Origin of the sequence: Psychrobacter sp. NC44, assembly GCF_904846655.1 — a bacterium.
Classification (GTDB): domain Bacteria; phylum Pseudomonadota; class Gammaproteobacteria; order Pseudomonadales; family Moraxellaceae; genus Psychrobacter.
In genome coordinates this window covers 303,245-325,518 of the sequence record NZ_CAJHBN010000003.1, presented here as the reverse complement: position 1 = coordinate 325,518, position 22,274 = coordinate 303,245, and the positions used below count along the sequence as shown (strand labels likewise).

Below are 22,274 nucleotides of genomic sequence, written 5' to 3'. Positions count from 1 at the left end.
TGCTTTCAGCTAGTAGGTGTTTGATACATGACTTTATACTTAGTCTAATATTAATTATCTAACTCTATAGCAATAGAATTATCATATTTTTTTTTCATTCAATTCATAACAAGGTAAGCTGTAATCATATTTAAGTTCTACCAAAGTACGAGCTTTAAATAAATCAATAAGATAATCATTTTGCATGTCGGTCATATACATAAAAATGGTAGCTTTATCCTTACATAGAATACGGACACGTTTGGCTGTTTTATCAGATCTACTTGAGGTATTAGCTATATAATCGTTTTTGTCAATTTTATCAGTCATATCTACCCAGCCTTCTTTGAGAAGAAAGCCATGTAAATGTAACAGTCTATTCTTGTCAAACTCGGGGCTTGCATATCTGGATGTGTACCACACATCCCTATTAGAATGACTATGATCGCTTACTTTGAAGTTCATAAACTTAGCAATTGTATCAAGTTCGGATATAAGCCAGCTTTCTTTCTCAACCAATTCTCGTTGGTATATTTCAAGCTCTTTATTTGGTTCTAAGTCTACAGTCCATACAAATAAAATAACAACGAATGCAATAAGTGAAATATCAGAAAACTTATATTCTCTACCTCTTATTTTCACTGATTATTTTCCTACATACTCAATAATATTTTTCAAAACTAGGTTATTTAATGCGCTTTAAATATTCTAAATAGTTAACTAATTGTTCTCTATATTTCTCATCCGATTTAAATTTTGGAGATTCAATCCACTTATTACGATTATGAATAATTGATTCTAAGGTAAAGTCCTCATAACCAGACTCCGCTTCACAACAAGGACATATTTCATATAATGGGGATTCACCGTCAAGACCCCATGGCAAGAAATCCTCATCATAGTAACCGCATATTTTACAACTGTGTAACTCTCTATTGAGCATGAAAATATTCCAAATTAGTTGAGTAGGGATGTGTGGAAGCATCAGGCTTAAAAATTGTTCGAGGTGCACCATCTTTCGTTTTGACGGCAAATGTGTTTGTTTTCGGATTATATAAAACCGTATCACCATTCTTTCTTGTTTTATTTAAAGTTCCACGCGGAGGGTCACTGACAAACTCTTGAGCATGACGATAGTAGTCATTTTGAGATTTTAGCTCAGGAAATTCTTTGCTATGTTTACTCCAATGCTCTGCTAGGTTTGTATTAGGATATCTTTTCTTAGTAGAAGTCCAGTCGAAACCTTTTTCAGAGTCTCTGTAGATATTGTTATTACTTACCGCTCGTTTTCGAATCACGTACTGTCCAGCTTTAACACTAGTTTTAGCAGATAAAGCACCCAAACCTAGCGGAAATGACATAATGTCAAAAACTAATCCCGCCTCATCACCAATTTTTTGCACACCTTCATAATATTTAGCACGATCACCATTGACATCTATCCAGAGAGAATTAAGACGTTCTTGATAAATTAGCTCTTCGGGAGTACCTGCTCCTGCCCAAAGCCCACCGTCTTTCAATGCTTGTTCAGTAGATACGTCAACCCACATCCCTAACTCATCATCAGACATTTCATCTACAGAATCTTTGTTGTCAGAAGCTGCAAAGTTAGAAAGTACAGTTTCTGGATCAGTTTTAGGAAACACCAAAGGCGCTGCCTGCGCAATACTGCCTACATCAAAACCTGACTCCGCAAATGACTGCTGACTGGCAATTAGTTTAGCGCCACAGCTGGTGACATCACCGCCACGTGCAATGGGTGCGCCATCGACAATAAAGGATGCATCACCACTAAGAATGGTGGTCACCTTTTTGCATTTTTTACAGATGACTTTATCGCCTTTACGCGCGACTGGGATACCGTTATGAGTGGTGTGGTGTGTGTGTGGTGAGCCGGATCTTACTACCTCCGATAAAAGCTTTATATTTAAAGCCAGACTTGGGTAGATGTGTCCCTGATATTTAAGCTATTCTGGGCGCTATGTATCATTGAGTATAAAACCACAGAACCATCTATCGTTTATTTTCTAATGTAGCGACCATAACGTTTTGGTTTTATCGAATCAAATGTATTAAATGTTAAGTTAGTAATACATCGACTATTATTTTCTTTCTCTAAATCACTGATTATTTTTAAAGGTTTTGAGTTGTTGCTTTGATTTGAGGAGGAGCTGTAGCCTCTTATGTGATCTTTTATGCCAACAATAACTAACCTATTAGTCAGAAAGACTTTTCCTATATCGTTCTTTTTATCTAAAACGCGGTAGTATGATTGAAAGTGACTGTTATAAGATTTTTTGTAATCAGATATTAATTTATTATATTCAGAAATATTGAAGCAGATAGGATTTTTGAAATCAATAATAAGCAACTTACTATTTATATCACTTACCCTTAAGTCTATGTCCTGAATAAAAGGATGCTCGTTTGTGTCCTGAGAAATTTCAAAAAAATTATTAAGACCATGCGCTACTTCAATTAATTGAAACTGATGGTTATAAAAATTTTCAACTTGATGAATTGAATACGGGTAGTTATTTGAAAAATAGTCAATTGTGTTAAAAAGCATTCGTTTTTCTTCATTTAAGCTATCAATATCTATATGGGATGCATTGTTCATAGTAATAGATGAGTGGGCAGTTGTGCAATAAAACATTATTGTACTTAATAGTAAAATATTTCTAATGATTTTTTTTGTTTTATCGTTAGTCACAAGTATCAACCTATATTTTTTAATAAACTACTATTATTAGTAAAAATTTATTTTACTGTAGTAAATACTATTTTTAAAAATTCAATAGCAGCTCATTTAAATTGCCTTCGTTCTCATATTCATCATAACGGTTACCGTAAAAGTCGTTATATTTTTCACCTGTAGTAGATGTCTTACGATTTCCATATACTTTTCCCGCTTCACTCCAAGCGCTATGATCATCACCATATTTCTCATATGCTGATACAAGAGTTTTAAGCTCATTTGGATCACTATGCGGTTTCATAATATCTATGGCACCATTATCTAGTAACTCTTCTCTGATCATGACACTGTAAATCGCAGCGCCTCCTTCTCCTTTTAGCTTACTATCAATATAAGCATCTCTACTTGATATGTCGATATCTCCTTGATAGGTAGCATGACCTACCTCATGAGTGAGCGCATGCATAGCCATAGCTGGCTTATCTCTATAATATTCAGAAACTACTATTTCTCTATCTTCATAATTAGTATATGTTCCTCCAGAATCAGGACCATACATTATGTTCCAATCTGCTTCTTGCAAATCTTTGATATTTTCCTGCAACGTAGGTGAGTCAGCTGCAATTTTATCAACGTCATCACCTAAATTAGTAATGACATAGTCATCTTCCGTAGGCTCCTCATCATCCTCTACAAAGCTATTCCCAAATAAAGCATCAGGCTCCGACTTCGCAAACTGCAAAGGCGCTGCCTGCTCAATACTACCTACGTCAAAACCCGACTCCGCAAAAGACTGCTGACTAGCGATCAGTTTAGCGCCGCAGCTGGTGACATCGCCGCCGCGAGCAATAGGCGCACCATCGACAATAAAGGAGGCATCACCACTCAGAATAGTGGTCACCTTTTTGCATTTTTTACAGATGACTTTATCGCCTTTACGCGCGACAGGAATGCCGTTATGAGTGGTGTGCGGTGAGCCGGAGATGACCGTCCCACCGTGAGAGGTCTTTGCGCCGACGGTGATATAGGCTGCCATAGTGCTACCTTGCTTAAACGTTTAAAGTTTGGACTTTTATAGCGGATCTATTATTTGCATCACATTATAGATGGCTAAAGCGTAAAATATCAAACTTAAGTTTATCTAAGAGCATGATCTAGACAGCAAGCCTAATCTGTACAAAGTATAAAGGCGATTGAAATATTGACGCCAATAAGAGATTGAGTCTCTTTACTAATTATCAATAACAAGCAAAAATCTAACCTGCCATCTCACTAGTCAGCCATTTAGACACGTCATCAATTTGTACTGCCAACTCAGGATGTGCTTTGCATAACTCGTCAAACTTAGCTTTAATCTCACGTTTGTCATATTTAATACCTGTCAATGTGTCTTTTAATAGGTCGATTAATTCAACGTTTAGCGCATCAGAGAAGATAACCACATCGCATATCACTGCTTGCTTCACATCAAGGTGACAATCAATGATGCCCCAATCAAAGCGTGTCTCAATGTGATGGGTAAATTCAGGGGTTTTACCAAAGCGCCAATCCCAATCTGCCATTTGTTGATAATATTTGTTCAATGTCGGTTGCTTGGCGAGACTGGCTTCATCCAATTCTTCTACTGGCGTAGTGTCGCCATAATCTTTGTCGCGATAGTATTCGCAAAATGCCTCGATAATCGCATCTGATAAGCTCTCGTGATTGATGTCTTCATTAAACTCAACCAAATTGGCGACGCGAGCGCGGACAGATTTAATGCCTTTTGCTTTCAGCTTAAGCGGATGCGGATTGAGATAATCGCCTAGCTTTTGCATGTTGGCATTTACGAGTAATGTCCCGTGATGAAAGCTGCGATCGGCGGCATGTTTAAAGGCGCTACCTGATATTTTCTTATCACCGACTTGCATGTCATTACGACCTGATAAATCCGCGTCTATGCCTAACTTTTTTAGCGCATTGATGATAATGGTAAAGTTCGCGTCTTGGTCGTAGTCGGCTTTGGGTGATAAAAAGGTAAAGTTAGTATTGCCCAAATCATGAAATACCGCGCCACCGCCACTCTGACGCCGCGCCAAAAATACATCGTCGGCTTCCATCTTATCGATTTTGCATTCCACCCACGGATTTTGTGAGCGCCCAATGACTACCGTTTCGCTATTGCGCCATAAAAATAGCGTGTGCGAGTCGGGATTGAGCGTATTAAATATCCAATCCTCGGTCGCGAGGTTAAACCAAGGGTTGGTCACGGCAGATTTCAAGATACGCAGTTTCATTGTTTGTCCTTTTTCTCGAATGGTTTTTCTATATTGAATGTTATAAATAGATATTGTCATTGTCATTGTTGCTGATGCGAGGTTGGAATTCAATGGGTGTGTGGTATGGGAGCGGTTTAAGTCTGAGGTTTTAAGAAGTTAACTTATTTTTAGTCTTTCTGTTATGATTACGACTGATATTAAGTAACAAATAGCATTGGTTCAAACCAGCTAACTGATGCATAAGAAGAGGTTTGGTTATGAATGAAAGGATAAAAAACTTAGACACTCCTAAGAAATGTGAGATTTTTGCTAAAAATGCTTTGAATGCAGGCAGAGAAGATTTGGTAAAACAAGCAAAAGAACGAGCTATTCACTTAAAAGCTGAAAATCATGGTGCTGAAACGTCGGCAGAGAAAGAAGCTATAAAAGCAGTCTATGCTTATGAAGAGGTGCTAAGTGCCAAAAATGGTAAGAAAACACGCGCATCTAGAACTTGGCCAATGATTCAAAAATACGGAATAATTAATGCTGTCGAGCGCGCTGTTGATCGTAAATCTGAGACAAAAGGTTATACCGCATTATTAGAGATGGGCTTGGAAGCCTATGCTTTCGAAGCAGTAATACTTCGCTATCCTGAACTATTCTCTGAGAGTGCAGTAGAAATATCTCGACAAAGAATGAATGAGTGGAAAAGTATATAACGATCTCTTGCAACATAAAAAACCATATATTCTCGCTAGTATTATTCTGTTAGATATTGCGTTAGTGAAGTGTAAAGGAAATTCGAGGTATAGATGGAAAGCTTATTATCGATATTTGGTTCGGTTGCATCTATAGGAGCTGCTGTATGGGCATTCTTGGAAGCGAAGAAAGCCGCTGCATCAGCCTCTAAAGCAGAGGAAGCTAGAAACGAAATGATTGATCGAAGACGATTAGGTGAAGTGTCAAAGGTTCATGCACAAACAGATAGAATATTATCTGTCGTTTCAAGAATAGGACCTTCATGCAATACGAAAAATCTTAAAGGTATTGATTTTCATAGTATTGCAAAGGATGTTGAAGAGTATGCAAGGTTTATTAATGAGCAAAGCTCAAACTTTTCTAATGATTTCGTGAACAAGGCTAGTTTACTATGCGATGAGTTGAAAAAAGATATTGAGGATCTATCAGAAGCATCCAGTCCTGAAGTCATAAAAAATGTAGGAAAGCGCATATATTATAAGATAAATAGCTTTATGCCTTTTGTTAAAGATCTCGCTGATGAGCAGCGAGAGTATCCTGTTTCAGCTAAATAAATTTGGTAAATATCATGAAAATTTCAGATGGTGAAAAGCTTATACTTTTAATGCTTAGTGAGCTATATGATCGATTAGAAATTAATGGAGAAATTGAGTCAGAATTTATTCGCTCTGCAATCTTTAGTAACAATATCTGGGCGATACCTTGGAAGTATTCTGGAATACCTTTTGAAGATCAAGACGATCCAGAGATTGTTAAAGAAGTTCTTGATATTTTAGGTATGTGGAGCTCTATAGAATATAGCTATGAACAACTTTCAGAAAAAGAAAAAGAATACTTACAGGAAACTGTTGCTAAGCCATTTGGTGAGAATCCTAAGTTCCCTGGCTTCGATGGTAATAATGAATCATCTTATATGGGGATAGCATCATTCATTGTAAATGAATTGGATCGATTTGAAGAGTTTAAAGGTCGAAACTTCAACTCACATTTTCCTTCTTTAGATGGTCATGAAAGAATGCTTAATATGTTTAAAGAAATACAAGAAACTATGAATTTTGGTCCATTATCTGTTGAAGATTTAGCTAAGATTCTAAAAGAACGTATTCATCCTAGTAGAAGATAAAGTACTATAACAAACAAAAAATACAGGACGATGCTAGAAGGTAACGTGCTTGCTTTTAATGGTATACGTAAACTGGTCATTAATAAAAGTGTGTTGGATAATTTGCTGATAGCATAAAGCATCATATAATATCGATCATTTACTTCAATAAACAATCTCTCACATGAGCAGATAGAAGTGGGTAGCAAGGTCAAATTCATCAAACCCAAAAAACGCTCCTAAAAAGCGTTTTAATCCTACTAAACCCTACCCAAAATCTTCCTTCAAAATAGCCGCCATATTACGCTCAGCAAGTCCTGTGATAAATACATATGGATTGACGCCAGCGCTACCGGGGATTAACGCGCCATCTTGCACGTAGATATTTTTATGCCCTTTGACGCGACCGAACTCATCAGTCGCTTTGCCTAATACGCAGCCGCCGAGTGGGTGATAGCAGAAGTTATCGCCGAAGCCTTTGGTAAATAAAAGGCTTGAAGTAGAGCCGCCATTTACTTTGGCTAGCTTATCTAACAGCTCTTTGGCAGCATTTACTGAATACTTATTTTGCTCGCGTTTCCAATTTAGTTTGACGGTTTTGCTGGCTTTATCATAGTAATAGTTGCCACGTTCTGGATTGTCAGTGATGGCGAGATAGAGCGTCGTCCACGTCTCAAGTCCTAGTGGTAAGGGCGCGAGTTCGGCAAAGATTTTGTACTTCGAGCCGTCTCTATCACCGTCCCACATATTGATGCCCTTGACTGGAATAGTAGATTGGGTCGTGCCAGCCGCGTGGACGAAATTGCGTCCCGTCATGATGTTACCGTTTGGCCCCCAATGTTGACCAATATGCTCGTTTAAGTTATTAAGCTTGCCTTCCGCTTGGCTTTTAAGCAGTAACTCTGAAGTGCCCGTACTGCCAGCATTAAGGAAGAGCTTATCGCAAGTGTAATGCTCCACTTTATCAATGCCGCCAGTTTTATTGATGACATGGACTTCTAAACGCAGTTGGTCGTTATCGAGCGCTTGAATGCTATTAACTTTGCGCAAGGTTTTGACCGTGACATTGCCCGTGGCTTCAGCGTCTTTTAAGTAGGTTAAATCCAGTGAAAACTTACCCGCGTTATTGCCATAGATAACTTCACCTCCAAGGCCAGATTTATAGACTTCGCCGCGCGCTTCCTTTTGCATATAGTCAAAATCGTAGCTATTACCAAAGAACTCTGTTTTTAGTCCCGCCTTTGAAGCTTGGCGTTCAGCTGAACGAGTAAATTCGTAGTGCTCGGATTGATTAAAAAACGACTCAGGAATTTGGCTGACTTTTAATTCTCGCATTGCGCGAGGGAAGTAAGTGTCGTACATCTCATCAGCATCAATCCAAGGGAACGTTTCTTCAAAGTGCGAGCGTCTTGGCTGAATGGCAATCGCGCCATTGACGATAGAGCCGCCGCCATAAGCACGCCCTGCGAATACTTTCATATCGTCGTATTCGATTAAATCCAACACCCCAGGATATTTTCTGATAGGGATTGGAATCGGAATAGGGGCGTTTGGCATATTGCTAAACCAGCTTGAGCGTTTATCAGCGCTAATCATTTTGCAAAAGGTATCATGTTCGGGTGTTCTGTCCCAGCGCATACCCATCTCAAGTATCAACACTTTATGACCTTTTTCGCTCAATCGCAGCGCCGATACCGCACCACCATAGCCACTACCAACGATGATATTAGGAAAATGCCCAGCTTGGATGACTTGACTCGGTAGCTTTGGCTGCTTGGCAAGCGCTTGGCAACCACTCACCGTAGCGGAGGTGCTGATAGCCCCTAAGGTTAAACCCATGGCTTTAATCAGTTGGCGTCGTTGCATGGTGTATCCTAATTTGATATTTAAGCTAAAAAGCCCGTATGAAATAATATTAGCTTTCAACCGCAAAGATGCGCTAAGCCAAGCGAGCATCATATTAGCAAACATAGGTTGCATTATTATTTCAGTCACACGATTGCTGTAATACTTATAGGCAAGTCGAACTTTAATTCACTGATTATTCTTGCAAGTTTTTAGTTAATGACTTAACCAGTTACTTAGCAAATTATTTTTATAGTAAGTCGTAAACTTGACCAAATAGGGAATTTACCTTATTATCTTGTTTCAATGTACTAGAACACAAATACATTGAAATACTCTTATCCTTAAAAAAGCTAAATAATTCGGCAAAAATATTAATGCTAATACTTCATTTAAAATAATAAGGCTTAACTATGACAACGCAAAATACCGCTACTGGCTATGGATTACATCAATCAATTTTGCCCAATGACGATGGTTTATACGGAGAGTTCGGTGGCAAAATCGGTCATCCTGAGCTTGCCAAAGCCATGGCAGAAATCGAAGTAGGCTTTCGTGAAATCATTAAAAATGACGATTTTATTGCTGAGATGAAGCGCTTGCGTGAGACCTATGTTGGTCGTCCAAGTCCTATTTATCATGCGCAGCGTTTGACCGAGCACTGCGGCGGCGCGCAGATTTATTTTAAGCGTGAAGATTTAAATCATACGGGCGCGCATAAGATTAATCACTGTCTGGGTGAAGTGTTGTTAGCCAAAAAATTAGGCAAAAAAAAGGTGATTGCCGAAACGGGTGCGGGGCAACATGGCGTAGCGTTGGCAACGGCAGCAGCATTGATGGGTTTGGAGTGTGAGATTCACATGGGTGTGGTCGATATTAAAAAGGAGCATCCAAACGTCAGTCGTATGAAGATTTTGGGTGCCAATATCGTGCCAGTCTCGCGTGGCGCGGGTACGCTAAAAGAAGCAGTCGATAGCGCTTTTGAGACTTATTTGAATGAGCTTGATAGCAGTATGTTTGCGATTGGCTCGGCATTGGGACCAGCGCCATATCCTGAAATGGTCAGCTACTTTCAATCGGTGGTCGGACATGAAGCACGGGCGCAGTTCCTAGCGACGACCGGTAGGCTACCTAATAAGGTTGTGGCCTGTATTGGCGGCGGCTCCAATGCAATTGGTATGTTTAGCGGCTTTTTTGATGATAAAGATGTAGAAAAAATAGGCGTGGAACCCGCAGGTGAAGGTCTGGATACCCCTAATCATGCGGCGACGATGTCGCTCGGCGTGAAAGGTGAGATTCATGGTTTTAAATGCTACGTGCTGCTCGATGAAAAAGGCGAGCCAGCTCCCGTACATTCGATTGCCTCCGGTCTTGATTATCCAGGGGTTGGACCACAGCATTCACATCTGCGAGATTTAAAACTGGCTACTTATGAGTCGGCAACTGATGCTGAATGTCTAGAAGCGTTCATGGCATTGTCGCGCCTTGAGGGTATTATTCCTGCCTTAGAGTCGGCACATGCCATCGCTTATGCAATGAAAATTGCCAAGGATATGTCAGCGGATGAGACGATTTTGGTCAATTTGTCAGGGCGCGGCGATAAGGATATTGACTTTATTTTGGATAAAGTGAATTTGTAGAAGAAATCAGCGATAAATACAGAAAATACAACATCAATCGAGCAATTAAAAAGTTATCATCGAGGTTTTTTTATCACACGATACTTTTTACGACTGAGCCTTTTATAACTGCGCTTTTATGATGAATTTATTGATAACAATCATTTCATAACGAGAAGTTCATAAATAGCCATTTTATAAGTAAGGAGCAATCGTCTAACGCTTGATAGGATCACCCCATGTCTAACCGCGACCTCATTATTTTTATCACCTTATCCTTTATGTGGTCGCTGTCTTTTATTTTTTATCGTATCGGCGTGCCTGAGTTTGGCTCGTTAGCTTTTGCGAGCCTTCGTGTGGTCTTGGCTGGGCTGACCATGCTGGTTTTTGTTTTAATCAGCCCAAAAAACAGAGAGGGCATACGGGATAATTGGAAAGTGTTGACGCTGGTTGGATTATTTTCTGCGGCTATTCCCTTTATCCTGTTTGCCTTTTCAGCGCGCTCGGTAAACGCAGGGGTGTTGGCGGTACTTAATGCGTCTGTGCCGATGATGAGCGGTTTCATCGCCAGTACCTTTTTTAAAGACAGACTGTCAAGAACACAAATTCTCGGTTTAGTCATTGGCGTGATCGGCGTGATTATTTTGATGAGTGAAAACTTATTTGGCGGTAGCGGGCAGGGCGCAGAGTCAAGTTCAGGGTTGCTACCAATGGGCTATGCGTTATTGGCCTGTGTCGGTTATGCCGTCGGTGCCAATATCACCAGAAACTACTTATACAATGTATCACCAGTCGCTATTACCGCAGGCTCGCTCATCATTGCCAGTGTGATCATGTTGCCGATAGCAGTCTACGAATTCCCATATGGTAAAAGCATTAGCCTTACTGCTTGGGTTTCTGTCATTTGTATTGGCGTGTTTTCAACCGCCATTGCCTTGATTTTTATGAATCAATTGATAAAAAGTATTGGTCCTATGCGCGCAACCAGTATTACCTTGGTGATTCCGATTTTTGCGATTATATTGGGTTACTTATTGCTTGGTGAAGCATTGGACACACCTGCGATCATCGGCTCGATGGTGATATTGTTTGGCACTTACTTGTCTTTAGAGTTGTCCATTAAAAAGATGCTCAAGTTGTAAAAATCTCGATTGGGTCATCGTTCAACACGCTCCAAGTAGACTTTTGGCTGAAAGGTTATGAATACACGTTATTGATAAATAATATTATTTTTCTATTTATGTTTTTAAATGATTAAAGCCATTCGCTTAATAGGCTAATAAGAGGCGTTGAATAATGAGTATTATCAATACCGATATCATGCCATATTGATATTTTTGTTGGTCATTTTTCCTTGGAATTATCATGTTTGCCCCCTATAAAGACTACGGATTATAAATAGCGTATTGAAAAACGAGCGCGCTATTTATTCATTAATAACAAACCAATCATTATGGTTTTATAACAACAAATAAGGCTTTTTATGGCACACGATAATTTATTTGAACCCGTAGAAATGGGTACGCAAACCCTAAAAAACCGCATCATCATGGCACCGTTGACACGTCTGCGTTCGATCGAACCTGGTGATGTACCGACGGCACTTGCTGGAGAGTATTATTCACAGCGTGCGAGTGCTGGGCTTGTTATTACTGAAGCGACGCAGGTATCTTTTCAGGCAAAGGGCTATGCTGGCGCGCCGGGTATCCATACCCAAGATCAAATCACTGCGTGGAAAACCATCGTTGATAATGTCCATGCCAAAGGTGGCAAAATTGTCGTACAGCTATGGCACACAGGATTGGTCGCGCATGAAAGCGTGCAGCCTGATGGCAAAGCGCCGATCTCAGCGTCTGATGTGCATGTCGGTGTGCGTACGTCATTGCGTGATAGCAATAACCACGCCATTCGCGTTGAAGCGACCACGCCACGTCCAGCGACACTTGATGAGATTAAGCAAGTCATCGCTGATTTTGCCCAAGCGACCAAAAATGCTAAAGAAGCAGGCTTTGATGGGGTAGAGATTCATGGTGCACACGGTTATCTATTGCATCAGTTTTGGGTTGAGCAAACCAATCAGCGTGATGATGAGTATGGCGGTAGCCGTGAGAATCGTGCGCGTCTGACTCTTGATGTCATCGATGCTTGTGTTGATGCGTGGGATGCTGATCATGTGGGTATTCGTATCTCGCCACTTGGCACGTTTAACAATGTAGAAGCAGGCTACAACGAAGACGAAAACATCTGGCTAGTTGAACAGATCAACAAGCGTGGTCTGATGTATTTGCATCTCTCTGAGCCTGATTGGGCAGGTGGTACGCCTTATAGTGATGCATTCCGTCAGCGTGTCCGTGATGCTTTTGATAATATGATTATTGCTGCTGGTGGCTATACTGCTGAAAAAGCGGAGAAAAACATCAAAGATGGCTATATCGATGCGGTTGCTTTTGGCCGTGATTATATCGCCAATCCTGATTTGGTTGAGCGTATCCGAGAAGGGGCGGCGCTCAATGAGCAGCATCCAGAGAGTTTTTATGGTGGTGGCAATGAAGGCTATACCGATTATCCGTTCCTGAATCAAGCATAATGGATGATCAGCTGCCCTTATGATTAGCTAACCTTAAGGTGTGTTAAAAATACCCTCACCGTTAGCCGATACATAAGTACATAATAAAAAGCCACCTGACGGTCTGCGTCAGGTGGCTTTTTGATGCCTGTATTTTAACTATTTAACAAAGTTGCCCGTTTGGTAATCCCGAAACGTTTGGCGGAGCTCTTCTTGGGTGTTCATTACAAAGGGTCCATAACCTGCGACTGGTTCGCCGATAGGTTCGCCGCTCAATAGTAAAAGCTTGACTGGTGCTTGCTCGCCATTTTCGGTAGCAGGATAATGCAGCTCAATGGCATCAGTAGTCAGTCTTTGCTCAGCTTGCCCATCAGTGCGGTGCTGAGTTGGCGCATCAAATTGAATCAAATTGCCAGCACTGACTGACGTACCATTGACCAGTAGTTCACCTTCTTGTACCAGCAGTAGCGTATTGTGGGTGTTGGGCACTTTTAACGTCGTCGCACCCGCAGTATGCAGCTCAATATCCCATAAGTTAATCGGAGTAAAGGTATTTGCCGCGCCTGTGATTTCTTGCCACACACCAGCAATGATAGCCACCTTACCAATCGTCGTTTGGTGGTCAGGGTTGCTGCTGTCGATCAGCTCAACGATAGGCAGATCTGCCCGTTTGATGCTTTGATAGTTTGGGTCGGTCAGTTTGTGCGCACTTGGCAAGTTAACCCACAGTTGCACCATACTGAAGACGCCACCGCGTTGACCGAAAGCCTCGGAATGAAACTCTTCGTGCATGATGCCACGACCTGCGGTCATCCATTGCACATCGCCTTTTTGAATAATCCCTTGCCCGCCCACTGAATCGGCATGACTGATTTCACCTTCGTAGGCGATAGTGACGGTTTCAAAGCCTTTGTGTGGATGCTGTCCGACTCCATGCGGCTGTGTTTTATAATTGGGGTTCGGATCAAAGGTCGTTGGTTTGCCATAATCAAATAACAAAAACGGGTCGGTATGGCTATAATTAAAATGAGGATTATCGTCAAGATGATTGATTAAGGTCTTTACATAAAAGCCGTCACCTACCCAGTGCGGCGCTTTATCACCATGAATATTTTTAATAGGACGCATTTATTACCTCGTCAGACGAAACATGTTTTTTAATAAAAAAGTTCTGTTAAGTTACGCTACATTTATAGCCACCTATATTGTGTTTATTTTAATAATTTATCAAGGGCTAATGTCGATAAAAGGCAACTTAAGTAGAATAAAAATAGTGATATCTCATTAGGGCGTGTTGGGCATTTAGCCATGACAATGTTTATAAATGTTGTCTGTAAGCGCTATCTGTAAGTGCTGCCGATAAGCACTGTTTATGATTAAACAATGCCAAATCGTTATGATTAAATGAGGCTAAACCACTTCACCGCAGACAAAGCCACTGGCCCATGCCCATTGGAAGTTATAACCGCCGAGCCAACCAGTAACATCCAGCACTTCACCGATAAAGTATAAGCCCTCCTGCATGTTGCTTTGCATGGTCTTTGAGGAGACTTCATCAGTTTTTACGCCGCCGCGGGTCACCTCAGCGGTACGATAGCCTTCTGTACCAGAGGGTTTGAGCTGCCAGCCATTCAAAGTCGCGCCAAGTTCCGTCAGCCGCTCATCTTTAATATTGGCAAGTTCGGTATCTTTGATATCGTCCCAAAGGTGCGTTTGTAGCGCGGCAAGCAGTTTTTTTGGTAGCTTATTACTGTCATCGCCACTATCGGTATAATCCGCGACGACCGTCCGAATGAGTTGCTTTGGGTGTGATTTTTTGTGAGCAAGGAGCAGCGCTGTCATGTCGATATTTGGCAGCAGGTTGATACTAATGGTCTCGCCAGTGTGCCAATAGTTTGATAGTTGTAGCATAGCAGGGCCTGACAGCCCGCGATGGGTAAACAACATAGGTAATTTAAAAGAGATACGCTGATTGCTAGCGATGACTGGCAAACTAATACCAGCCAAAGATCGAATAAGCTCACCCGTTTTATCCGTAAAGGTAAAAGGCACTAAGCTTGCATCGGTTGCGATCAGCGTGTGCCCAAATTGCTGCGCCAATTCATATCCTAAACCACTGGCTCCCATCGTTGGAATAGACAGTCCGCCCGTGGCGACCACGAGTGACTCACAGCGGTAGCCTGTTTGCGGCAGTTTGGTTTGATTGGCGGATTCTTTTCTCTCTTGCTTTTCCTTTTTACTAAGCTGCTTGCTAGTCAGAAATTCAAATTTGGCGTTCTTGTCATTTTCGATAGCTTGTACACTGTCAATCTGCGCATTTAGCTTTACTTGTACGCCAGCTGCCGTACATTCCGCGAGGAGCATGGTCAAAATATCTTGCGCTGAATCATCACAAAATAGCTGACCGTGTTCGCGCTCATGGTAAGGGATCTTATGTGCTGCCACCATACTGATAAATTCCCAGCTGGGATAACGACTGAGCGCTGATTTACAGAAATGTTGATTGGCACCGATAAAGTGTTCAGGCTCCACATAGTAATTGGTAAAGTTGCAGCGTCCGCCACCTGACATGAGGATTTTTTTGCCCGCTTTATTGGCATGGTCTAATACTAGCACGCGGCGACCACGGCGACCCGCTGTGAGCGCACAGTATAGCCCTGACGCGCCAGCGCCGATGATGATGACATCATAGTGGGTGTATTGTGATGCATTGCGGTGATTGCTCATGGTAGTCTCATAAAATAATGGGTTTAAAAAACCAGCCACCAAATCCGTCATCGAATTAACAACAGAGTCGATTGCTTATCTTTATAGCAGCAGGTCAATAATAGGGTTTGGTGAAGGGTGTATTTTGGCGTCGTATCTCGCGTGTAGCTATTGTCCATATTTCATACAAGGTTACAAGGATTAAATGTCATATCGTTATCTGATATCTGGACGATGATGCCTTTGTTTATACCAAAATCAAAACATGTTTTAAATTAATCAATAGCAATAGTAAAAGCGAGTAGATGCAAAACCACACCTCGTCAATAAATTTTATCATGGGTGATCAAGTATACCGCTATATAGGCATATTGTTATGAATGGCTGTTGATACCTTGCAACCGTTCTGCTTATTTGTCAAACTAACCATGAGTGTCACACATTATGGAAGATGACCCTTATCACCTGTACAGGCAGTCGTTTTCGACCGTTATGCGTGCAGGTCATAATAATTAAAAAGGACAAATACGATGACTCAAAAATCATTCCCCATTGCGGCCGAATTTATCGCTGCTGCCAATACTACCGCTGAACAATACCGCGAAGACTACGAAAAATCTATCGAATCACCTCAGGCTAATGATGCTTTTTGGGCGAAGCGTGCCGAGCTGATCGATTGGATAAAAAAACCGACCAAAATCAGCGACGTTAACTATGATTTGGATGATTTTCGCATAAAATGGTTTGAGGACGGCGAGTTGAATATCTCTGTCAATTGTCTCGACCGACATGTCAAAAAAAATCCTTACAAGCCTGCCATTATTTGGGAGGGTGATCACCCTTCACTGCACAAAATCATCTCCTTTAAAGAGCTGCATCAAGCGGTCTGTCGCTTGGGTAATTCCATGCGTAAGCTTGGGGTCAAAAAAGGCGATCGCGTGACCTTATATATGCCGATGATACCTGAAGCAATGATAGCGATGCTGGCATGTACACGTATTGGCGCTGTACATTCCGTGGTCTTTGGTGGCTTTTCTGCTGAGAGCTTGGGTAATCGCCTGATAGACAGTCGCTCAAAAATCATCATTACGGCTGATGAAGGCTTACGTGGTAATAAGCATACGCCGCTCAAAGCCAATGTCGATCGGGCACTAGATATGGATGGCACTGATAGCGTGACCAACGTCATTGTCGTTCATCGTACGGGTAATTCTGTACCGATGAGTGGTCGCCGCGATGTTTGGTATCATAACTTGGTCGATGGCGAGTCAGAACATTGCGAGCCAGAAGTCATGAATGCCGAAGACCCGCTATTTTTGTTGTATACCTCTGGCTCTACTGGCAAACCTAAAGGTGTGCTGCATACCACAGGCGGCTATATCACCTATGCTCTTTCTACTTTTAGAGATGTGTTCGATATTAAAGACGATGACGTCTACTGGTGTACTGCGGACGTAGGCTGGATCACAGGTCATACCTATACAACCTACGCACCGCTTGCCAATGGCACGACGACGGTGATGTTCGAGGGTGTACCAGAATATCCCACATGGGCACGCATCGGTCATATTATCGATAAGCACGATGTGACCATTCTGTACACTGCACCGACGGCGATTCGAGCGATGATGAAGGAGGGCGATGTCTTTGTGAGGGAGTCCGATCGTTCAAGTTTGCGGCTACTCGGAACAGTCGGCGAGCCGATCAATCCAGAAGCATGGGACTGGTATTATCATGTCGTCGGTGGTGGCAAATGTCCGATTGTAGATACTTGGTGGCAAACTGAGACAGGCGGCATCCTCATGGCACCGATACCGGGCACGGTCGCCCTTAAGCCGGGCGCAGCGATGAATCCTTTGTACGGTATCAAACCAGAGATTGTTGATAGTGACGGTACTATGCTAGAAGGCTCTGCTGAAGGAAACCTAGCAATTAACAGCAGTTGGCCGGGGCAAATGCGTACTATTTATAATGACCATGAGCGTTTTTTACAGACGTATTTTAGTGAGTATCCCGGTTATTATTTCACTGGTGATGGGGCGCAGCGTGACGAAGATGGACATTACTGGATCACGGGTCGCGTCGATGATGTGCTTAACGTCGCAGGGCATCGTCTGGGAACAGCAGAAATTGAGAGCGCCGTGGTCGCGCATCCTGCGACAGCGGAGGCCGCCATTGTCGGGATGCCGCACGAGATTCGCGGTATGGGCGTTTGTGCCTTTATTATTCTAAAATCGGGTGAAAAAGAGACAGAAGCGCTAAAGGCTGAGCTGAATCGACATGTTCGCGCTGAGATTGGTCCGATTGCCAATTTGGATGCTATTCATATCGTTGAAGCGCTACCCAAAACCCGCTCGGGCAAAATCATGCGCCGTATTTTACGTAACCTTGCAGCAGGTCAATATGTTGGTTTGGGTGATTTGTCTACTCTTGCGGATAGCTCGGTGATTAATCAGCTGGTTGAGGTAGTCAAAGCTGCGCGAGGAGAGTAGGCTAAAGTATCGATAATTAGATATTGCTAAAAGCACGTTCAATAAATAGACGATTAGCGTTCAGAAAAGTCATGTTATGAAAACTAGCATGGCTTTTTTACGCAGACGATATTGATATCAACAAACTTTAAAGGTTCAATACTTTCTATAACCATCTTATCTAACGATAGCTATATTATCTAAAACATTCCTACTATTATCACTCCCTTTTTTATCAAACATTATATGAGGCCTGCTGTCATTATGACCAATCACTCTTTGCCCGCTGTCGCTACAGAATCACCAAAAATCGCTATCATTGGTGGTGGTTTGACTGGGCTGTTTACCGCTACATTATTAGAGCGCGCCTTTGCTCAGAACATAGCACAAGATAGTGAGCAAACACCCTTACCGCAAATTACTGTCTTTGAAAAGTCACGTAGCGTAGGGCGTTTAGCCACTCGATATCGTACTGATAGCCACACTGGCAAAAACTGGCAATGGGCATTTGGGGCGCAGTTTTTTACGGCTAAGACGGCAAGTTTTAAGCAATTCATTACGCCTTGGTTAGAGACGGGATTGCTACAGCCATGGTGCGCGCAGGTGATCGATTTAACACCAGCGAATCATGATACTCAATCGCCTGATATCCAAGCGCCCGATATTCAGAGTAAGGAGCAATGGAACACCACGCAAGCCCGCTATATCAGTACGCCAAAAATGACCAGTTGGGGGCGTACACTGGCTGATGAGTTGCAGTACAGCACCATAGAATTTAAAACCCGCGTTGCGCCATTGGCTCAATATGATAATTCTCTAGCGGCACAAAACGATAAAAAAACTGAGCTATTTGACGAGACTGGTGCGAGTCTAGGTCACTTTGACTGGGTGATATGTACCGCGCCAAATGGTCAGACCATAGAGTTAATGGCAGAGAGCGGCTTTGCTGAGCAAGCCAAGATTTCTAAGCCAAAAATGCTGGCGTGCTATACGCTGATGCTGGGGTGGGATAATTTTGATACATTACCAAAAATGTTAAGCGCTCAAGCAGCGCCACACTGGGATGTGGCTTATCTCAATCACTCTATACTCGATAGAATATTTATCGAACACCAAAAACCTGCTCGCGATGACCTGCTACCCAGTGTCACTATTCATGCGCGCAACGACTGGTCAGAGCAGCATGTCGATGACGATATGGAGACGATCAAAACGCAGTTATTAATAGCTGCCAAGCAAGCATTGAATTGGAATGATGACCATGCTCCTAGCCAAATAGATTGCCATCGTTGGCGTTATGCCGCCACTGTCACTGATAGTGATAAAGAAGCATTAGGCATCTTGATAGACAAGTCTCACCAATGGATTGTCAGTGGTGATTGGTGCGGACAAGGCAATATCGAAAGTTGCTATCAAATGGCACAACAGACGGTTGAGGCAATCAACAAAGCAAAGTAACGGCCAAAGTTTACTTAGCGACTGACGCTATCCGAAACTGGACTTTAAGGGTGTTTTCTTAATATGAAAAGGTGATAACGATGTTTGGATTCGATATAGATTTAGAGCTGATGGGCTATCATTTTTTCCAGTTGGGTATCGCCTTTATATTGTCATTACCGATTGCCCTTAATCGTGAGATGAAAGACAACGGCGCGGGGTTAAGAACGTTTCCACTGGTAACCATTGCGTCATGCGCGTTCATGTTGGTTGGTATGGATATTTATGATGCTACTGGTGAAGCGAGAATCATGTATGCCATCATCACAGGTATGGGATTTATCGGTGGTGGGGCGATTTTTAAAAATGAAAAAGGCTCAAAAGGCACTGCCACAGCAGCGAGCTTATGGAATACGGGTGCCATTGGTATTTCGGTGGCTTACGGTCGTTATGAGATTGCCATTATATTATCGGTCGTTGGCTTTTTGATTTTACAATTTTCAGAGCCCTTTAAAGTTAAAAAACACTAAGCGATGGATGCGACGAGTTAACGTGCATATACACTTAAATACTAAAGAGACTATAAATATATACTATATAGTATCTCTATATCTATATGATATAGCAAGAAATCTATAAATTGTTGACAATAAAGGATAGTTTATGAGTACCAGATTGAGAGGTAGTGTGCTGACTTGTGCCATGCTAGCACGAGGGAATAAGCAGGTTTTATGTGCGGTCAGTAATGAGAGCGACGAGCAGGCGATGGCTAGTATCGATAGCACTGAATATGATTCGCTAAGGCACATTATTTCTTTTGATAACGATAAATTCTCCTGTAAAGAAGGCATTGAATGGCAATGCGCCATACCAGTAAAAAAAGTAGAACTTTTTTATGATGATATAAATCTATAGTCGCTTATAACTGAAAATTTGTGTATTAATTTGTAATACTTTAATTGAAAATAAAGCTACCCAAATTGCTAATAAACAGTTATATTCGTATAACATAATATACAAAATAGTACGAAGTTAGAGGTGAATATAGTGCTTAGAGGAAGTGAGCTGACTCGTGTAATGCTTGAGCATGGCTGCCATGAGATATGGTGTGCGGTAGATGATAATAGTGATGAAGAAGCTATGTGTGATCAAGATTCAAACGATTTTACTGCCCAAATCGTGTCTTATCATAACAACAGATTCTATTGTACTGCTGGTACTGCGTGGCTATTCGCTGTGCCAATTAAAATAACGGCGATGACACTGAGTGATGTAAAGCTCTAAATATTTTTATTTGTTTTATTAAGCCCTTACAGCTTTATCATTTGTATTATAAAAAGCCCACCTTATGGTGGGTTTTCCATTAAAATTAACATGCCGTTTTTTGAGATTAGTGATCAAGGGATACAGATTTCTGCAGATAGTCATACTTGTATATGACAAAAACCTTTAACCAAGCACAAATTATAGACAAAAAAAGAGCCCACAGAGGAGGAACTGTGGGCCGAGGAAAACTGATCGTGTAAAGGAACTACAGAGGCAGTGGTTGTGACCTATTGTTATTATGAGTTTTGCTATATTAACTAATATTAGGGTGGTGGTGCTTAATTCAATAACTGCATATATTTACTTACATATTTAAGTGTACAAGTGTTTTTATCAGAATCGCTATCATAGCGCAATTGACAGCGGTTTGGCTATTTTGGTTACATGACATTACGTTTAGAGCTTATGAGAGAGAAAATTAACGTCGTATTTCATCTCCAATAGATGAGTCTTTTAGTCGTGTCATATCTAACATTGAAAAATGCGTAGCAGAGTTTTGTAGTTATATATGAAAGATTGATTAGTCTTAATAGTATAGTCATTCCACTATAAAAATATTACTGCGTTAACCTCGCTTGAAGTATTAAAGATACATCTACACTCGGTTGTCTTGTACTACTTTTAAATTCAACCGACATCATATCGATAACTGAATAGCTAAAGAGATGGCATGACGACCTGCGTGAAAAATGCTAAGCTATCTACCATTAATATGTTTATATAAAACTGGGTTTGCCATGACTGAGAATACGCATTTGCATACGCAGGAGCCGCAAAATACCAAGAGTATTTTTAACTTGCCTAATAACCTTACTATCGCGCGGATTTTAATGATTCCGCTATTTGTCGCGATTGCTTATTGGCCACCTGCTATGGGGATTGGCATGCCTGCCATCTCAGACAATGTGATTGCGCGGGTCGGCATGAGCGAATTTAGTGATAGCTTGTTACGCCATTTACTTTTGACTAGCGTTTTTATTATTGCAGCGATTACTGATTGGCTTGATGGATATTTTGCCCGTAAGCTTAATGTTATGTCAGCCTTTGGTCGTTTTTTAGACCCTGTCGCTGATAAGTTAATGGTGGCGGCGGCGCTTATTATCTTGGTGCAATGGCATCCCAATATTATTATGGCAATCGCCGCGATTGTGATTATCTCGCGTGAGATTGCGGTGTCAGCGCTGCGCGAATGGATGGCAGAGCTGGGCAAAAGTACCAGTGTGGCGGTGTCGTATGTCGGCAAGCTAAAAACGACGTTTCAGATGGTTGCCATCACGGTGTTATTGCTCAATTGGGAATCGCTCGAAACGATCGGTTATGTGCTCATGGTTGCTGCTGTTATTTTGACGCTATGGTCGATGATGATTTATCTCAAGGCGGCTTGGCCGTATTTAAAGCAAAGTGGTTAGGTATAAAGCCTTAACGTAAAAATGATAAAATTTAAATAGAAAACGCCAGTCGCATTAGCCGCTGGCGTTTTTTAGGGTCTGTTTGAAATATGGCTGATGTTGCCTATTTGCCTTAGA

At 41.6% G+C, this 22,274-nt stretch carries 20 protein-coding genes; 12 read left to right on the top strand and 8 right to left on the bottom strand.

Annotated elements, in window-relative coordinates:
• Positions 1–81 precede the first annotated feature (81 nt).
• The 5 genes from JMX95_RS03985 to JMX95_RS03965 all read right to left on the bottom strand — a co-directional run bounded on the left by JMX95_RS03985 (position 82) and on the right by JMX95_RS03965 (position 4,953).
• Entirely contained in the window at positions 82–621 is a 540-nt protein-coding gene (locus JMX95_RS03985; RefSeq protein WP_201560035.1) for a hypothetical protein, read from the bottom strand.
• A 290-nt stretch (positions 622–911) separates the two neighbouring features.
• The gene (locus JMX95_RS03980) at positions 912–1,904 is read right to left on the bottom strand and encodes a PAAR domain-containing protein (protein ID WP_227675957.1); all 993 of its coding nucleotides are present in this window, start codon (positions 1,902–1,904) and stop codon (positions 912–914) included.
• Between the two features lie 95 nt (positions 1,905–1,999).
• Positions 2,000–2,692: a hypothetical protein gene (locus JMX95_RS03975; protein WP_201560034.1), complete on the bottom strand. Its 693-nt coding sequence runs from the start codon at positions 2,690–2,692 to the stop codon at positions 2,000–2,002.
• A 73-nt stretch (positions 2,693–2,765) separates the two neighbouring features.
• Positions 2,766–3,713 carry a PAAR domain-containing protein gene (locus tag JMX95_RS03970; protein ID WP_201560033.1) on the bottom strand — a complete coding sequence of 316 codons (948 nt, stop codon included), beginning with the start codon at positions 3,711–3,713 and terminating at the stop codon, positions 2,766–2,768.
• Positions 3,714–3,933: 220 nt separating this feature from the next.
• Entirely contained in the window at positions 3,934–4,953 is a 1,020-nt protein-coding gene (locus tag JMX95_RS03965) for a lipoate--protein ligase (protein WP_201560032.1), read from the bottom strand.
• A gap of 239 nt (positions 4,954–5,192) precedes the next feature.
• On the opposite strand from JMX95_RS03965, the gene JMX95_RS03960 reads away from it, so the two are divergent.
• From JMX95_RS03960 to JMX95_RS03950, 3 genes are all read left to right on the top strand, one after another.
• Positions 5,193–5,636 carry a hypothetical protein gene (locus JMX95_RS03960; protein WP_087814526.1) on the top strand — a complete coding sequence of 148 codons (444 nt, stop codon included), beginning with the start codon at positions 5,193–5,195 and terminating at the stop codon, positions 5,634–5,636.
• Positions 5,637–5,729: 93 nt separating this feature from the next.
• The gene (locus tag JMX95_RS03955) at positions 5,730–6,230 is read left to right on the top strand and encodes a hypothetical protein (protein WP_087814527.1); all 501 of its coding nucleotides are present in this window, start codon (positions 5,730–5,732) and stop codon (positions 6,228–6,230) included.
• Positions 6,231–6,244: 14 nt separating this feature from the next.
• On the top strand, positions 6,245–6,799 hold the full coding sequence (locus tag JMX95_RS03950) for a YfbU family protein (protein ID WP_087814528.1): 555 nt from the start codon (positions 6,245–6,247) through the stop codon (positions 6,797–6,799).
• A 246-nt stretch (positions 6,800–7,045) separates the two neighbouring features.
• On the opposite strand, the gene JMX95_RS03945 is transcribed toward JMX95_RS03950, so the two are convergent.
• A complete protein-coding gene (locus JMX95_RS03945) occupies positions 7,046–8,644 on the bottom strand; it encodes a GMC oxidoreductase (RefSeq protein WP_201560031.1) in 1,599 nt (532 codons plus the stop codon).
• Positions 8,645–9,036: 392 nt separating this feature from the next.
• Between JMX95_RS03945 and trpB the strand changes: the two genes are divergently transcribed.
• The 3 genes from trpB (at position 9,037) to JMX95_RS03930 (ending at position 12,829) form a co-directional block, all read left to right on the top strand.
• Positions 9,037–10,263 carry a tryptophan synthase subunit beta gene (trpB, locus tag JMX95_RS03940; protein ID WP_201552523.1) on the top strand — a complete coding sequence of 409 codons (1,227 nt, stop codon included), beginning with the start codon at positions 9,037–9,039 and terminating at the stop codon, positions 10,261–10,263.
• 218 nt (positions 10,264–10,481) lie between these two features.
• The gene (locus JMX95_RS03935) at positions 10,482–11,384 is read left to right on the top strand and encodes a DMT family transporter (RefSeq protein WP_087814531.1); all 903 of its coding nucleotides are present in this window, start codon (positions 10,482–10,484) and stop codon (positions 11,382–11,384) included.
• A gap of 341 nt (positions 11,385–11,725) precedes the next feature.
• Positions 11,726–12,829 carry an alkene reductase gene (locus JMX95_RS03930; RefSeq protein WP_201560030.1) on the top strand — a complete coding sequence of 368 codons (1,104 nt, stop codon included), beginning with the start codon at positions 11,726–11,728 and terminating at the stop codon, positions 12,827–12,829.
• A gap of 138 nt (positions 12,830–12,967) precedes the next feature.
• Here the strand turns inward: JMX95_RS03930 and JMX95_RS03925 are convergent, their stop codons facing one another.
• Together JMX95_RS03925 and JMX95_RS03920 are read right to left on the bottom strand one after the other, a co-directional pair.
• The gene (locus tag JMX95_RS03925; protein ID WP_201560029.1) at positions 12,968–13,936 is read right to left on the bottom strand and encodes a pirin family protein; all 969 of its coding nucleotides are present in this window, start codon (positions 13,934–13,936) and stop codon (positions 12,968–12,970) included.
• Between the two features lie 282 nt (positions 13,937–14,218).
• Complete coding sequence (locus JMX95_RS03920; protein WP_201560028.1) at positions 14,219–15,535, bottom strand: NAD(P)/FAD-dependent oxidoreductase; 1,317 nt, start codon at positions 15,533–15,535, stop codon at positions 14,219–14,221.
• 509 nt (positions 15,536–16,044) lie between these two features.
• Between JMX95_RS03920 and acs the strand changes: the two genes are divergently transcribed.
• The 6 genes from acs (at position 16,045) to pgsA (ending at position 22,157) form a co-directional block, all read left to right on the top strand.
• Positions 16,045–18,006 carry an acetate--CoA ligase gene (acs, locus tag JMX95_RS03915; RefSeq protein ID WP_201560027.1) on the top strand — a complete coding sequence of 654 codons (1,962 nt, stop codon included), beginning with the start codon at positions 16,045–16,047 and terminating at the stop codon, positions 18,004–18,006.
• Between the two features lie 243 nt (positions 18,007–18,249).
• On the top strand, positions 18,250–19,443 hold the full coding sequence (locus JMX95_RS03910; protein WP_201560026.1) for an NAD(P)/FAD-dependent oxidoreductase: 1,194 nt from the start codon (positions 18,250–18,252) through the stop codon (positions 19,441–19,443).
• 80 nt (positions 19,444–19,523) lie between these two features.
• On the top strand, positions 19,524–19,952 hold the full coding sequence (locus JMX95_RS03905; protein ID WP_055123559.1) for an MgtC/SapB family protein: 429 nt from the start codon (positions 19,524–19,526) through the stop codon (positions 19,950–19,952).
• Between the two features lie 133 nt (positions 19,953–20,085).
• Positions 20,086–20,337, top strand: coding sequence for a hypothetical protein (locus JMX95_RS03900; protein ID WP_201560025.1), 252 nt, complete (start codon positions 20,086–20,088; stop codon positions 20,335–20,337).
• Positions 20,338–20,469: 132 nt separating this feature from the next.
• Positions 20,470–20,706, top strand: a complete 237-nt coding sequence (locus JMX95_RS03895; protein ID WP_227675952.1) for a hypothetical protein — start codon at positions 20,470–20,472, stop codon at positions 20,704–20,706.
• Between the two features lie 779 nt (positions 20,707–21,485).
• Positions 21,486–22,157 (top strand): CDP-diacylglycerol--glycerol-3-phosphate 3-phosphatidyltransferase, encoded by a 672-nt coding sequence (gene pgsA / locus JMX95_RS03890; RefSeq protein ID WP_045443785.1) that lies wholly within the window; start codon positions 21,486–21,488, stop codon positions 22,155–22,157.
• Positions 22,158–22,274: the final 117 nt, after the last annotated feature.